Source organism: Bacillus sp. P14.5 (assembly GCF_003316765.1).
Taxonomy (GTDB): domain Bacteria; phylum Bacillota; class Bacilli; order Bacillales; family Bacillaceae_B; genus Rossellomorea.
Window position 1 is genome coordinate 1 of the sequence record NZ_NIJF01000036.1, and the last position, 13,862, is coordinate 13,862.

The 13,862-nt window shown below is 44.0% G+C and carries 14 protein-coding genes; 6 read left to right on the top strand and 8 right to left on the bottom strand.

What is annotated here, in order from left to right:
• Positions 1-414 precede the first annotated feature (414 nt).
• Both B9Z54_RS04060 and B9Z54_RS04065 read right to left on the bottom strand, forming a co-directional pair.
• Positions 415-921 carry a YwgA family protein gene (locus B9Z54_RS04060; protein WP_113927282.1) on the bottom strand — a complete coding sequence of 169 codons (507 nt, stop codon included), beginning with the start codon at positions 919-921 and terminating at the stop codon, positions 415-417.
• Between the two features lie 129 nt (positions 922-1,050).
• Positions 1,051-2,352, bottom strand: a complete 1,302-nt coding sequence (locus tag B9Z54_RS04065; protein ID WP_113927229.1) for an HD domain-containing protein — start codon at positions 2,350-2,352, stop codon at positions 1,051-1,053.
• A gap of 296 nt (positions 2,353-2,648) precedes the next feature.
• Here B9Z54_RS04065 and B9Z54_RS04070 point away from each other — a divergent pair, with 296 nt between their 5' ends.
• Positions 2,649-3,473 (top strand): RsfA family transcriptional regulator, encoded by an 825-nt coding sequence (locus tag B9Z54_RS04070; protein ID WP_113927230.1) that lies wholly within the window; start codon positions 2,649-2,651, stop codon positions 3,471-3,473.
• Between the two features lie 171 nt (positions 3,474-3,644).
• On the opposite strand, the gene lipL is transcribed toward B9Z54_RS04070, so the two are convergent.
• Positions 3,645-4,484, bottom strand: coding sequence for an octanoyl-[GcvH]:protein N-octanoyltransferase (gene lipL / locus B9Z54_RS04075; RefSeq protein ID WP_275887779.1), 840 nt, complete (start codon positions 4,482-4,484; stop codon positions 3,645-3,647).
• Between the two features lie 114 nt (positions 4,485-4,598).
• Entirely contained in the window at positions 4,599-5,570 is a 972-nt protein-coding gene (pta, locus tag B9Z54_RS04080) for a phosphate acetyltransferase (RefSeq protein WP_113927231.1), read from the bottom strand.
• Positions 5,571-5,854: 284 nt separating this feature from the next.
• On the opposite strand from pta, the gene hemQ reads away from it, so the two are divergent.
• Positions 5,855-6,598 carry a hydrogen peroxide-dependent heme synthase gene (gene hemQ, locus B9Z54_RS04085; RefSeq protein WP_113927232.1) on the top strand — a complete coding sequence of 248 codons (744 nt, stop codon included), beginning with the start codon at positions 5,855-5,857 and terminating at the stop codon, positions 6,596-6,598.
• 397 nt (positions 6,599-6,995) lie between these two features.
• Positions 6,996-7,445: a spore coat protein GerQ gene (gerQ, locus tag B9Z54_RS04090; protein WP_113927233.1), complete on the top strand. Its 450-nt coding sequence runs from the start codon at positions 6,996-6,998 to the stop codon at positions 7,443-7,445.
• An 84-nt stretch (positions 7,446-7,529) separates the two neighbouring features.
• On the opposite strand, the gene B9Z54_RS04095 is transcribed toward gerQ, so the two are convergent.
• The 4 genes from B9Z54_RS04095 to B9Z54_RS04115 form a co-directional block, all read right to left on the bottom strand.
• Positions 7,530-7,901, bottom strand: coding sequence for a DUF423 domain-containing protein (locus tag B9Z54_RS04095; RefSeq protein ID WP_113927234.1), 372 nt, complete (start codon positions 7,899-7,901; stop codon positions 7,530-7,532).
• 27 nt (positions 7,902-7,928) lie between these two features.
• Positions 7,929-8,225, bottom strand: coding sequence for a YwdI family protein (locus B9Z54_RS04100; RefSeq protein ID WP_113927235.1), 297 nt, complete (start codon positions 8,223-8,225; stop codon positions 7,929-7,931).
• A 900-nt stretch (positions 8,226-9,125) separates the two neighbouring features.
• Entirely contained in the window at positions 9,126-9,797 is a 672-nt protein-coding gene (locus tag B9Z54_RS04110; protein ID WP_113927237.1) for a uracil-DNA glycosylase, read from the bottom strand.
• Positions 9,798-9,814: 17 nt separating this feature from the next.
• Positions 9,815-10,570: a DUF4230 domain-containing protein gene (locus B9Z54_RS04115; RefSeq protein WP_240189792.1), complete on the bottom strand. Its 756-nt coding sequence runs from the start codon at positions 10,568-10,570 to the stop codon at positions 9,815-9,817.
• A gap of 107 nt (positions 10,571-10,677) precedes the next feature.
• On the opposite strand from B9Z54_RS04115, the gene B9Z54_RS04120 reads away from it, so the two are divergent.
• The 3 genes from B9Z54_RS04120 (at position 10,678) to B9Z54_RS04130 (ending at position 13,744) form a co-directional block, all read left to right on the top strand.
• Complete coding sequence (locus tag B9Z54_RS04120) at positions 10,678-12,123, top strand: phospholipase D family protein (RefSeq protein WP_113927238.1); 1,446 nt, start codon at positions 10,678-10,680, stop codon at positions 12,121-12,123.
• A 75-nt stretch (positions 12,124-12,198) separates the two neighbouring features.
• Positions 12,199-12,522 carry a YflT domain-containing protein gene (locus tag B9Z54_RS04125; RefSeq protein WP_113927239.1) on the top strand — a complete coding sequence of 108 codons (324 nt, stop codon included), beginning with the start codon at positions 12,199-12,201 and terminating at the stop codon, positions 12,520-12,522.
• Between the two features lie 703 nt (positions 12,523-13,225).
• Complete coding sequence (locus B9Z54_RS04130) at positions 13,226-13,744, top strand: CBO0543 family protein (RefSeq protein WP_113927240.1); 519 nt, start codon at positions 13,226-13,228, stop codon at positions 13,742-13,744.
• Positions 13,745-13,862: the final 118 nt, after the last annotated feature.

Genomic DNA, 13,862 nt, shown 5'->3' on the forward strand with positions numbered 1-13,862 from the left:
CCACGCGAGTTCCACTGCCCTTGGGTCTCTAAAAGCTTCCWTGAGACCTTTCCCACGCAAATCTCACTGCCCTTGGGTCTCTAAAGGCTTCCTTGAGACCTCTTCCACGCAACTTCCACTGCCCTTGGGTCTCTAAAAGCTCCCTTGAGACCTCCTTCCAAGAAAATCTAACTGCCCTTGGGTCTCTAAAAGCTCCCTTGAGAACCGTCCACTGCTATTTCCACTGCCCTTGGGTCTCTAAAAGCTTCCTTGAGACCCCTCCACTGCAACTTTCACTAGCCTCGGGTCTATAAAAGCCCCACTCTCCCACTCGCAAATCGCCCACCATCCAAAACGCCCTAACCCTCACCAAATACCCCAGTCCTCATGACCCCCACAAAAAAACCCGCCACACACCAGTGACGGGCCTCCCAATTAATGTGCTATTTTCTTCTTCAACCCATCGATATATTCATAGGCTGCATCGATTTCTTCAACCGTATACTTCTGCTTGCTCTTGAGGGTAAAGACTTTCTCTTCCACTTCTTCGCGGGACAGATTATCGAAATATAACACCGTTGACACGAGTTCAAGAAAACGGGAAGGCTGCTCATTCATTTCCTCCAGGCAGTCCTTAAGGAAGGGCATATCCGTTTCGTACATGTTCAAAAAGCCCTGGCCTTCTTCTGTCACGGTGTAGCGGTATTGGTAGTATCCGCCTTTTTTCTCTTTGAGCTCGCTGATGAATCCCATGTTGCACAGTTCTTCGACTCGAAGGGTCAGCTCCTCTGAGTAAGGACCGTAGAAATGAAACTGGAACTTTTCTTGAAAAGGGAAAGATAATTTCTTGGCTATATATATCATTTTCTGCAGTTTCTTTCTGCCGGTGATTTCCCCGGAAGCCAAAAATGCACTCATTAATTTCGTGTGATCCTTTAACACTTTTACTTCATCTCCTACTTCAAAAATTACTCGGTGTTCCGCCATTAGGTGCACGGAGGCTGTCTCAGAAGGGTCCGGCACCGAGTTGCAACCGCGGTTCCGGCTATGGCTTTTGAGACAGCCTCGCTATTAATCGAGTTCCAAAATCGAACGGATTTGTCTTTTGATGTTTCTCTTGGATGTTTCATCATATAGAAAGTCGGCAGGATAATAGAGTTTGTGATCCGTTCTTCTTTTACCTGAGATCGCATCCACGATATCCGACTGCCTGGACAATTCTTTTAATTCATTATTCGGCAACAGCAAGTGAATCGGCAGGCGTTCCTCTTCTTCACCGGGACGGTAAAAATCGTAAGGAAGGTCCGATGATGAATCGACGACGAGATAGTACTCCGGATCGATGCCGGCTTTTTTGAATAACGTTTCCAGCTCCCTGTGTTTCTTGTATTCCTTCGCTGGATCGAATTCCGCGTATTTGAAAAGATTCCTATTCATAAAGCGGCGGCAAAGGTCGCTCAGCACCGGATCATCTTCGTCTTCCCATGTCTGGAAGTAGAACATGATGACGGCTTCGTCGAGCTTCAGATAGTCCTCAAGCGATACGTTCTCTTCAAAGAGGGAATAGAAATGGAGAGGATCGTATTTGAAAGTATACGATTGTTGATAGAGCTCCTTGGCACGATGGAGGATCTTTGTCAGAATCACTTCGGCACTTCGTGTTACCGGGTGGAAATACACCTGCCAGTACATCTGATAACGGCTCATTATGTAATCCTCTACGGCGTGCATCCCGCTTGATTTAATGACGACCTGATCTTCCCGGGGCCTCATGACGCGCAGGATCCTTTCCATATCGAAGTGGCCGTAGCTGACTCCTGTAAAATAGGCATCGCGCTGCAAATAATCCATCCGGTCGGCATCGATCTGGCTGGAAATCAGGCTGACAACCTGCTTGTTCACGTATGTTTTTGCTATGACCTCGGCGACATGCTTGGGGAAATCCCTGCCCACTTTTGAAAGGACCTGATTTACCTCGGTATTCCCCAGAATGATTTCCTGTGTGAAATGCTCATGATCGAGATGAAAGACCTTTTCGAAAGAATGGGAAAAAGGTCCATGACCTAAATCATGAAGCAGTGCAGCACATAGACTTAAAAGCCTTTCATCCTGGCTCCATTCAGGCCGGCCCTGGAAAACGTCGTCTACGATCCTCCGTACGATCTCATAGACACCGAGGGAATGATTCAAACGGCTGTGTTCCGCGCCATGGAACGTTAAATAAGTGGTTCCCAGCTGCCTGATCCGCCTCAGCCTCTGAAACTCCTTCGTCCCTATCAAATCCCAAATGACCTGATCTTTTACGTGTACATAACGATGAACAGGGTCTTTAAAAACTTTTTCCTCATGTAACTTCAATTTGGAATATTCCATTCTTTACCCTCTTCCTGTCTAACATATATCTATTATAGACGGTTTTTTTCATAAAAACATCTCGAAGCTTGTCGAAAAATAAATAGAAATGGTGAAAATTGTTTATATTTCAAGGGTTAAAAGCCAGAAAAAAATTTTGCTCCTAAACCGGCTCTTGACAGACTCAGAATACCCTTCCCCAGCGGAACGACAACGAAACTAGCAGAAAAAATAATTTTAACATATTCGTATAGATTCTGTTTATTTTGTACAGACTTCTAGTAAGAAAAGTTACTAAAATAAGGGAGTTGGAATAAATGAAATCCAGACAGGACGCTTGGACAGAGGAAGATGATTTGCTATTAGCCGAAACTGTTTTACGGCATGTAAGAGAAGGCAGTACGCAGTTGAACGCGTTTGAAGAAGTAGGAGATAAATTGAACAGAACATCCGCAGCTTGCGGTTTCCGATGGAATGCTGTAGTTCGCCATCAATACGAAAAAGCCTTGAGCCTGGCAAAGAAACAGCGCAAGCAAAGACAGCGCATTCTTGGAAAAGACCAGGGCGGCAAGAAAAAGCTGCTATATCAGCCGCCCGCACCATCTTATGATGAAATCGACGCAATGTCCCTATCGATGTCTTCTGAGATGAGCTCTGAAGATCAAGAGTATACTAGTCCGCTAATGGAAACATTGGAAGCGATGGAAGCCTCTGAAGCCGCCGATACAGAGTTTGCAGAGGAAGCTGTACAGACCAATGAAGTGAATCCTCCTGCCGCAGCGCCGGTATTCAACACTCCGGCTGCCAAACGTGAGCCGGTCCAAGGAAAAATGGAAATGTCTCTTGAAAAAGTCATTATGTATTTACAAAGCTTGGCACACTCGAACTTTCACTCTGATATTTTAAAAAGTGAGAATCAGAGATTGAAGCATGAGAATGCCGAAATCAGACGCCAGAACGCTGATTTACAAAAGAAAATTGGCGAGCTCGAAAAAAATACAGTGACGATGCAGGAAGATTACGAAACCATGATGCAGATCATGAACCGCGCAAGAAAACTTGTATTATTTGAGGACGAAGAAGGAAAAGCCCCAAGATTCAAAATGGACCGCAACGGCAATCTTGAAAAAGTAGCAGAATAGAACAAAAACACTGGCCGCTGCCAGTGTTTTTTGATTTGTAAGGCTGCATAACAGTTCCTTAACGCTTTAAATCTCAGAGGGACTGTCCCTTTCACCGCTTTAAAGCGGTGAAGAGCATCTATCTTCCCCTGCTTCCGCAAAAAAATCGGCAGCCCAATGGACCGCCGAATACTATTTCTCTAAAACTTTCTCATTTCTTTGGTGAACCCTATCTAAATAGCCTTCATATAAAGGAATCTCGCTGCCTTCCAGCTGGCTTGCATAGATTTTCCCGCTGAACTCCTTCAGAGACTGAAAGAACCTAAGCATGGTATCTTGTATCGTTAATTCCACACCAAGAAGTTCAGAAAGGGAGGCCATCACCTCCGGGTGGATCTCAGGAAAGACGAATTTGCTGCTTTCTTCCCTTTTTCCAGCTGAATAAAAATCCCTGATGACTTTAGCGCGCTCAGATCCGCTTCCATTTACACAGAGATAAATCTGGACGGCGACGCCATTCCGGATCCTTCTTTGTGAGATGCCGGCGAATTTCCTGCCGTTTATACTGAGGTCATAACTGCCTGGACAATAGGAATTGACGATTTCCTTGGCTTCAATATCAACTGGGAAATCTTTGAACATATCTTCTGTCAGCTGCAGCATGGCATCATATCCGCGGTTGATATCAATGCCTTTTTCCGTATCAGGAAACACGAGCGAAAAGTTGAGGACGCCCTCGTCAAGGACGACCGCCAATCCCCCCGAATTACGGACGATGTACCGGTATCCGCGATCTTCCAGAAGCTTCAGGCCATCCTCTAAAGCGGGAAGCTTGGTATCCTGGATTCCGAGTACTATCGTATCGTGATGGACCCACGATCTCGCAGTGGCAGGCGATGTTCCCGCTCCCACTGAAGTGCAAAGGGTATCATCGATCGCAAAGGACTGAAGGGCATCGAATATCGGGCCCAGGCTGGATTGGTCGATGATCCTCCATTCCGGCTGTATTAATAATGATTGATTTTTTTGTATTTCCATCGTTCTTGCTCCTTCGATTATCATGGGGATTATTATATCATATCCCCCTTCAACAGGACGAAGCCTTATCAAAAAACGGCCCCCGCCATGGAGACCGTCAATTTGCCTTTATAATGCTTGTGCTGCCGTAATCAGCGCTAGTTTATAGACATCTTCTTCATTACAGCCGCGGGATAGATCGTTGACCGGAGCATTCAATCCTTGAAGGATCGGCCCAACCGCTTCAAAGTTACCTAGACGCTGTGCGATCTTGTATCCAATGTTTCCTGCTTCGAGGCTAGGGAAGATAAATACATTCGCATCGCCTTTGAGGACAGAGTCCGGTGCTTTTTTCTCTGCAACAGAAGGAACAAAGGCAGCATCGAATTGAAATTCGCCATCTAATGTTAAATGAGGCGCTTTTTCCCTTGCCACATTCACTGCTTCTGTTACCTTTTCAGTTTCAGGGGATTTTGCCGAGCCTTTTGTAGAAAAGCTTAACATCGCCACTCGAGGGTCAATATCGAACATTTGGGCTGTTTTCGCGCTTTCCACAGCGATTTCAGCCAAATCCTGGCTGTCAGGATTGATGTTGATCGCGCAATCGGCAAATACATATTTTTCGTTTTCACGGACCATGATGAAAACACCTGAAGTTTTGCGCACGCCTTCCTTCGTTTTAATGATTTGAAGTGCAGGACGGACAGTATCAGCTGTTGAGTGTGCCGCGCCGCTCACCAAACCGTGTGCTTTGCCTGTATAGACGAGCATCGTTCCAAAGTAGTTTTCATCGAGAAGAATCTTTTTAGCGTCTTCTTCAGTCGCTTTGCCTTTTCTTCTTTCCACAAAAGCCTGTACAAGTTCTTCCATGAATTCATTGTCAGACGGGTCCAGAATTTCACAGCCTTCGAGGGAAACGTTCACCTCTTTTGCTTTCGCTTGGACACTGCCTGCATTACCAATAATGACTGGAGTCAGGATTCCTTCTGCAGCCAGACGTGACGCCGCACTCAGGATTCTTTCATCCTGTCCTTCAGGAAAAACAATCTTCAGGTCTTTTCCTTTAACTTTCGCTTGTAGTGTTTCAAATAGATTGCTCATGAATTAAGCCCTCCTTCATTTATCCACTTTTTAGCATACTCTTCTGCCGGGAGATTTCAAGAATAACGGACAGTGGCAGCGTTTCCAACGCAATTGTTTTTGTTTTTAGAAAATTTCTTCCCTTTTCAGCCTGCTTTATTGTTCCCTTTTCAATACACGTGTATGCAGTTTTGCTTCACAATTAAGGGGAAAATTGTCCTTATTCAGTCAAGATTCATATTCAGGTAATTGGGCCAAACTATGATATAGTAAGGGTGCATACAAGATTATAAGGAGTGATACATATGAGTGAACCGGCACAAACATTAGATGGCTGGTATTCTTTGCATGACTTCCGTGCAATGGACTGGACTTCCTGGAAAATGCTTTCCAGCGACGAAAGACAAATCGCAATCAATGAGTTTCATGGTTTCCTTGAAAAAATGAACAAAACACAAGCTCAAGAAGAAGGAAGCCACGCGCTTTACACGATTGTCGGCCAAAAAGCAGACTTCATGATGATGATTGTCCGCCCGACAATGGAAGAATTGAATGACCTTGAAAATGAATTCAATAAATTGACGATTGCTCAATATACTATCCCTACATTCTCTTATGTTTCAGTAGTAGAGTTGAGCAACTACCTTGCTGATGGTGAAGATCCTTATGAGAACCCGCATGTACGCGCGCGTCTTTACCCGATCCTTCCAAAGGCCAAGCATGTTTGTTTCTACCCGATGGACAAGCGCCGCCAAGGAAATGATAACTGGTATATGCTGCCGATGGAAGAACGCCGCAGCATGATGCGCAGCCACGGTATGATCGGCCGCCAGTATGCAGGAAAAGTGAAGCAGATCATCACCGGCTCAGTTGGTTTCGATGATTATGAGTGGGGAGTTACATTGTTTGCGGATGATGTCCTTCAATTCAAAAAGCTTGTATACGAAATGCGCTTCGATGAAGTCAGCGCCCGTTATGGCGATTTCGGAACTTTCTTTGTAGGAAACCTATTGGAAGAAAAGAAGTTATCCCATTTCTTATACGTATAATTTTATGTTTCACAAGCCAAACAGATAAATTCTGTTTGGTTTTTTTACACTCTTCTCCTATCCATGCTTCCAGCTTGGAAACAAAATCTCCATTTCCTCCACCCTTTTTTGTCTGGATGAAACGAGTACGAAAGGCCCTTCAGCACCCAGCGTCCAACGGCTTCCTCAGCAAATAAATTACACACGAAAATTTGTCCATGCACATTCTCCATCTATCTGGAATATTCAAGCCCCTGCCTACATAAAAATGAAATAGTGAAATCAGAGCATGCTCTCTTTATCATTATCTACTTATTTTTAAGGAAAGAGAGCCTTAAAGGAAGAATACCCTGCTTTGTGACCAGAAGTGAAATACCTTCCACATGAAGGATTATGATTACTCAAGGAGGTCAATATTGTGAAACAATCAACCAGCGGAAATCCCTATGGATATGGCTATACCCAGCCCCCATATTACGGCCAGCCCCAGAACTATATGGGAGGCCAGTATTACGGCGGCCAAGGCATGCAGGTTCCCCAGCCTGCCAGCGCTCAAAGTCCGTCACAGAACTTTCCCGGCCAGCTCCCTGTAGAGGAATCCTACATTGAGAACATTCTGCGCCTGAATAAGGGAAAGGTCGCTACAGTCTATATGACTTTCGAAAACAATCGAGAGTGGAATGCCAAGGTATTCAAAGGAATCATTGAAGCAGCCGGGCGTGACCACCTTGTCCTGAGCGACCCCCAAACGGGAATGCGCTATCTTCTGCCAATGATTTATCTGGACTACATCACATTTGATGAAGAAATCGAGTATGAATATCCGTTCGGCTCAGGAGCTCCTACTGTTTCTTACTCGCCAAGATAAAAACAGAACTCCGGCCAATAAAAAAACTGCGAGCCATCTGGCGCGCAGTCTTTTTTATGATGATTATTCCTTAGTAAAACAGCCTTACATGGATTTCACAGCCGTAATGATGAGCAGAACCCATGCGATCAGGAAAGCTACCCCTCCTAAAGGCGTGATGGCCCCCAGCACTTTGATCCCTGTCAGGCTCAATATGTACAAGCTTCCGGAGAACAGCACAATCCCGGCAAGCATAAGCCAGCCTGACCAGTTCAGCATTGAACCGGCTGCGATGTTGCCCACCAGTACCCCAATGATCAAAATCCCGATTGAATGAAACATCTGGTAAAGTACGCCTGTGTTCCATGTCTCAATATATTTCTGAGAAATCTTCCCTTCCAGCGCATGTGCACCGAAAGCTCCCAATGCCACTGAAAGAAATGCATTGATTGCTCCTATAATAATAAATGTTTTCATACTCACTAACACTCCCATTTATAAATATTAAAATTCAAACAGCGAGTCACCATTGGCTCCATCGTCCGTCTCCAGTTTGCTTTCTTCCGTAATCCTCACTGTCTGGGACTGCTGATCGACAGCGGGCATCGTCATCCTCTGAGCAGGTATTTCTTTGGAAAAGGAAGGCTGGCTGGAACCAACGCTTTCGGTTTCCAGCATCACTTCACACAAAGCCTTGATGGAGTTGATGTGTTCCCGGATGTTTTGCGGTCTTTCCGCTTTCTTTGCTTTAAGGAGTTCCTGCTCCATTTTATTAATTAATGAGACATGAGATATATTCATTGTGTCCCTCCTTACCTGTAGGTCTTTATTTTGTTTCTTTTGCCTCTTTTTGCAAAAATTGTATCTGTTAAATAATAATGGAATTCCGCTCCAGACGGGCGTTGAGCCTCCGGGGTCTCATCTGTCCCGCTAGTCCCGCAGGAGGTCGCTCGCCTTCCGCTCCAATCCCCTTACATAAAAGGGAGAAAGTAAAATAGTCTCGAAAAGCAACAATCTTTTAAAAAGAGCCTTCTCTTTAGTTTTCAAGACGCTGTTAATCTTCCCAACAGAGGACTTCCCGGGCCGAGAATGCGGTCCCTGCATAAGCACACTGTGTTAATGAAAATCATAACATCCCTTGCGAATAAAGTAAGCCGGCCGTAAGTTACTTTCCTTTTTTGCCCTTCGGAGTATACTTCAGGCAGCTTTCTCCCGAAGAACGAAAGACGACCAAGGAGGGCATTGCTTTCGTTTTGAATCCATATGCTTTACATCCCCGTGGATGGGCCGGTTCCCATGTTGTGTAAAAGTATTGGCATTGAAAACAATTGATTTTCTTTTTCTCTGGCAATTCTCTCGTCTCCCTATCCAGCATTCTTCCCTATTCTATCAAACTTATCTCGAATTTGCCTATCCTATGAGTGATAAGCCTGGCACACTTTTCATATCCTCTTTTCGTAAAGATTGTGGCTATTAAGAGGTAAAGGATTTTTGCTCTCTATGGACAGAACCGGCTTCTTCAAACCCGCTAAGCGTTCTTCCCTGGAGGTGAATGGTACAGGCTTTCCGTTCTAATCGACTCTTTTTAAAGCTATATTAACTATAAAAAGAAAAGAACCAAAGCCAATTATCGCTTTGGTTCGCCATCACTCCCCATTGTTTCACGTGAAACATGAAGGATGTAGTCTGAAAATGCTGCTTTTACTCAATGCACCAGTCAATTTCCTCTTCTCCATTTTTCTTCAGCCAATCATTCGCCCGTGAGAAAGGCCTGCTTCCGAAGAATCCTTTCCTCGCGGAGAATGGGCTCGGATGTGGAGATTGTATAACAAAGTGCTTTTCAGCATCGATCAGCTTCAATTTTTCCTGCGCAGGCTTTCCCCAAAGCATAAAAACAACAGGTTCCTCGCGATGATTAAGGTGCTCAATCACCTGGTCAGTAAAAGTTTCCCAGCCTTTTCCCTTATGAGAATGCGCCTTTCCCTTCCTGACTGTCAGAACAGTATTCAGCAGAAGGACTCCCTGTCCAGTCCATTTACTCAAGTTTCCGTGTCCCGGTATCTCACATCCGATATCCTCGTGAAGTTCTTTATAGATATTCCTCAGTGACGGGGGGACCTTCACATTTTCCTCAACAGAGAAACTCAGGCCGTGAGCCTGTCCCGCTCCGTGATAGGGGTCCTGCCCAAGCAAAACCACTTTCACATCCTGAAAGGCAGTGGAATTCATGGCATTGAAGATATCATTCTGCTCAGGAAAGATTTTTTGAGTTTTATATTCTTCGTCAAGAAATTCCTGCAAATTGAGAAAATAGGGTTTATCCATTTCATCTTTCAGTACATCGTTCCAATCGTTCGTAAAATTGTCAGCCACGATAACACCCTTCCATGCTAACCTTTATATTCGATTGTTACTTTGTAGCCAAGCTGTCCAAAAAATTCACTGAGCGATTTTTCAGCATTCTTTTCTGCCGTTTGCAGCAATCCCTGATCGATTGCTTCCTGCTGAATAAGCTCCTTGGCCGCTTGCGCAAGGCCGAACCCTTCCTCCCAGTCCACATCACTTCTGAAGATTCCTTCCACAGAAAATGTTTTGATATTCTCTGTATCAAGCGAAGGAGACTGCAGGATCTCGGCTCTTGGCAATTCTATCGTCATTTCTTTTCCCTCTTCATCTATTAAAATATCATTTTCTGATACTTTTTTCAGGTCCACCCCTGCGAGGACTGTTCCCGGTACTACCAATAACAGTTTTCGCTTCGTGCCCGGTACGTCCGCTGAAATCTCTTTTCCAAAGATCTTATTATCTTCCTGTTCAATGACCGCCTTGGTAAAAGCTTGAGCGGTTGCCAGTGAATTCATGTCTTTGATCTGTTCGACAAAAGATCCCTGTTCTTCCTGAAATGTACTGCCGGCAAACCAGGAATACATGCCAATTGAAAGACCTGCAATCACAATGACCAAAATGAGCAATATGATAAGAAACTTGCTTTTCCAAACACTGAAAATGGCTTTTCCTGCTTTGAAGAAAGGCATTTTGATTTTCCCTCTATCTAAAACGGCCGTGGCACTTGTCTGCTGGCTGCTGTCTTTCAATTCTTCCAAGAGAGCTTCTATCTCTCTTATTTTACTTTCATTACTTTTCAACTAGTTCACCGTCCTCTGTTCATATTATAGAAAATATTGTCGGAAGTGGGAATACTTATTTACATAAGAGGGTAAATGAATAGTTACTACTTATTGGAGGAAAACCCATGAAAAAGTTGATAAACCGGCTTAATATGAGGAATGTAGTTGCCGCACTCCTTGTACTGGTATTTTTTGGGGCGATTATGTTTTATCAAACCCACAAGCCTCTTCCCGAAGGTATCTCCTATGAAGGTCAGGTATTCCGGACGGATGATGTGAACTTCCTCTATGACCTTTCTTATAAGGACAAATCAGGAAATTTTCATCATGAATCCAGAATATTCGAGAGGGTCAACGAGATGATTGCGGAGGCAGAGGACTTTGTCGTCATCGATATGTTCCTTTTTAACAGTTATTATGATGGAGATCACGACATGCCTGATTTAGCAGGAAACCTGACGAAAACACTCATCGAGAAAAAGAGAAGCAATCCTGAAATAGAAATGGTCTTTATTACCGATCATATAAATACTACCTACGGCTCCCACCACGCTCCAGAAGTACAGCAGCTGAAAGAGAATGGAATCAAGGTAATGTATACAGATCTGAAGCCCTTAAGAGATTCCAACTATGTATACAGTGCTGTCTGGAGAACTTTTTTTCAATGGTTCCAGTCAGAACCCGAAGATGATGGATGGCTTCCGAATCCTTTGGCTTCTACCGCACCGGATGTAACACTCAGATCCTACTTGGAACTGTTGAATGTGAAGGCCAATCACCGAAAAGTAGTGGTCACAGACCAATCATCCCTTGTTACTTCGGCAAACCCTCATAATGCAAGCGGACTTCATTCCAACATTGCATTTGAAGTTGGAGGGCCGATCATCGGAGATATCCTTGAGACAGAAAAAGCAGCCGCCCGATACTCGGATGGCCCTCAACTGCCGGATTATCAAGGCAGTCAAGAATCCGGCGGCAGCATAAAAGTACAGGTGCTGACGGAAGGAAAAATTTATAAGAGGGCCTTGGCTGAATTGGATCAAGCCGGTAAAGGAGATACAGTCTGGCTTGGAATGTTTTACTTAGCTGAACGGGAAGTCATCGACGGGCTTGTCAAAGCTGCACGCCGGGGTGCTGACGTAAGAATCATCCTGGATCCGAACCAAAATGCCTTTGGGAACCAGAAAATGGGGCTGCCCAACATTCCGGTGGCATCCGAATTGGAAGAGCGCGGGGAAGATAATATTCACATTCGCTGGTATAACACGAAAATGGAACAGTACCATACAAAGCTCCTTTACATCAAAAAGGAGGACAAGGCAACCATCCTTGGCGGTTCAACTAACTATACAACAAGGAACTTTGAGGACCTGAACCTCGAGACCAACCTGTGGGTGGAAACCCCTCTCGACCAGGAAATCAACCAGGAGTTGTCAAACTACTTCAATAGAATCTGGGATAATGAAGATGCACTTTACACTGAAAAGTTCAGTGAGAAGGAATATGAAATGTCCTGGGTGAAATATATCGGCTACAGAATTCAGAAACTGCTTAATTTCACCACCTATTGAGTTTGTTTAATGTTCGATAAACCGGGTAGATATTAGATATACCGCTTCATCAAAATTATAGAGGAGGCTGTAACAATGTATAAAGTAGAAACAGTTGAAAACGGAGTACAAGCAACGAAAGTAATTGAAGGCTTAAACCGTGAAGGTTACGAGAAAGACGATATTTATATCTTTGCTCACGACAAAGAACGGTCAAAAGATCTGACAGAAGGAACGCATACTGAAAGTGTCGGCATGGGCGAGCAAGGTGTGTTCGACTCACTGGGTAACACTTTCAAGAAGCGCGGTGACGAGCTTCGTTCCAAGATGAGTTCCCTGGGATTAACGGACGCAGAGGCAGATCGTTATGAGGAAGAACTCGACAAAGGGAAAGTAGTTGTCGTCGGCAGCAAGAAATAATCTTTCCCTAAATGCAGCATAATGACTTTTTATCTTAACCCTGAATACATTTTTATCTTAACCCTGAATACCTTTTTATCTTAACCTTGAAAATGGCTCCCTACTGGGGGCCATTTTTTTATTATTAGTTCTATTTGCTTTAAGAAAAAGAAAGACAGCTTCCCTCAAAGCAAGATGAATGTTCATTGGAGACTTTAAAATAGCGACATATTTTAGTGAAAGGACCCTCTCGTTCCTCCCTCTTTGCTCAGGATGACCTTCACTGCAGGAGTACTACTCCTTCGGAACGAGCGGTCGTCTAGTTCCAGCATTTAGCCCGTCGGGGTCACCAAGGGTGCTTTGCTCTTCATCAAATAGAGGGAAAAATTCCCCTTATTTAATAGATACCACTCAAAATAGCTTAAATAGAGGGAGAAATTCCCCTTTCTTAACTTAAATCACTAGAAAATAGGTGCTTTTTCTTTAGATAAGGGGAAAAATTCCCTCTATTCACCTGCAAAATGAGATTCAATCTGCCATTAACGGGAAAATCTCCCCTTATTTTTCCGCTCGCCCGCCGGGATTGTTGCGAATAGAGTATAACGAAAATAACTCTGCGAACAGCACTCTAAATGATGAAAAAGACTCATTTATCCTCAAAAAGGAATAGAAAGACCTTTTTAGGTAAAAATTGTAAAAAAACACCGAAAAGGATGTAAATCAAATGCATACCTTACTATTCTTTCTTTTCTTACTTGCAGTCATTAAATGGGGTGATTGGAAGAACTGGCGCGATTATTATCCGACTTTCCTCTTCTTCCTGGTTGGGGACCTGCTGTATCAATACTTACTTTATAACAAATCGATGTGGCTCTTTCAGCCGTCCTTTGATAGCAGCTACCTCCCTAACCATACTGTCATTTCCTTGATCAAAATGATCATACGTTATTGGGCAACGACCCTTATCTTTCTCGGCCGCCTTCCCGAGAACAAAAGCAGAAGAGTTCTCTGGATTGGCTTATGGGTGCTCATATATTTTGGCATTGAAGTCATCGCCTTTGAAGCAGGCATAATCACCCACCATAACGGCTGGAATCTGCTTTGGTCTTTTTATTTGGATATCGTAATCTTTGTAGTCCTGAGCATACATTATAAAAATCCGGCACTAGCCTGGGTATTATCTATTGTGAATTTAATCTTCCTTTGGAACGTCTTCGGTTTGACCATCGACATATTGAAATAAAAAGTTTCTGCAGCCGGCTCTGCCGGCTTTTTTACATTCCCGGGGTATACGGGAGACGTTGTTTTCGCATTCTAATGATGGTTTTAGTAAAATGGGAAGTAATCAGATTGATTTACCG

Coding starts and splice junctions, on each gene's coding strand:
- B9Z54_RS04065 (WP_113927229.1), bottom strand. CDS start 2,352: ATGGAATATTCCAAATTGAAGTTACATGAGGAAAAAGTTTTTAAAGAC.
- B9Z54_RS04070 (WP_113927230.1), top strand. CDS start 2,649: ATGAAATCCAGACAGGACGCTTGGACAGAGGAAGATGATTTGCTATTA.
- pta (WP_113927231.1), bottom strand. CDS start 5,570: ATGAGCAATCTATTTGAAACACTACAAGCGAAAGTTAAAGGAAAAGAC.
- hemQ (WP_113927232.1), top strand. CDS start 5,855: ATGAGTGAACCGGCACAAACATTAGATGGCTGGTATTCTTTGCATGAC.
- B9Z54_RS04095 (WP_113927234.1), bottom strand. CDS start 7,901: ATGAAAACATTTATTATTATAGGAGCAATCAATGCATTTCTTTCAGTG.
- B9Z54_RS04100 (WP_113927235.1), bottom strand. CDS start 8,225: ATGAATATATCTCATGTCTCATTAATTAATAAAATGGAGCAGGAACTC.
- B9Z54_RS04120 (WP_113927238.1), top strand. CDS start 10,678: ATGAAAAAGTTGATAAACCGGCTTAATATGAGGAATGTAGTTGCCGCA.
- B9Z54_RS04125 (WP_113927239.1), top strand. CDS start 12,199: ATGTATAAAGTAGAAACAGTTGAAAACGGAGTACAAGCAACGAAAGTA.
- B9Z54_RS04130 (WP_113927240.1), top strand. CDS start 13,226: ATGCATACCTTACTATTCTTTCTTTTCTTACTTGCAGTCATTAAATGG.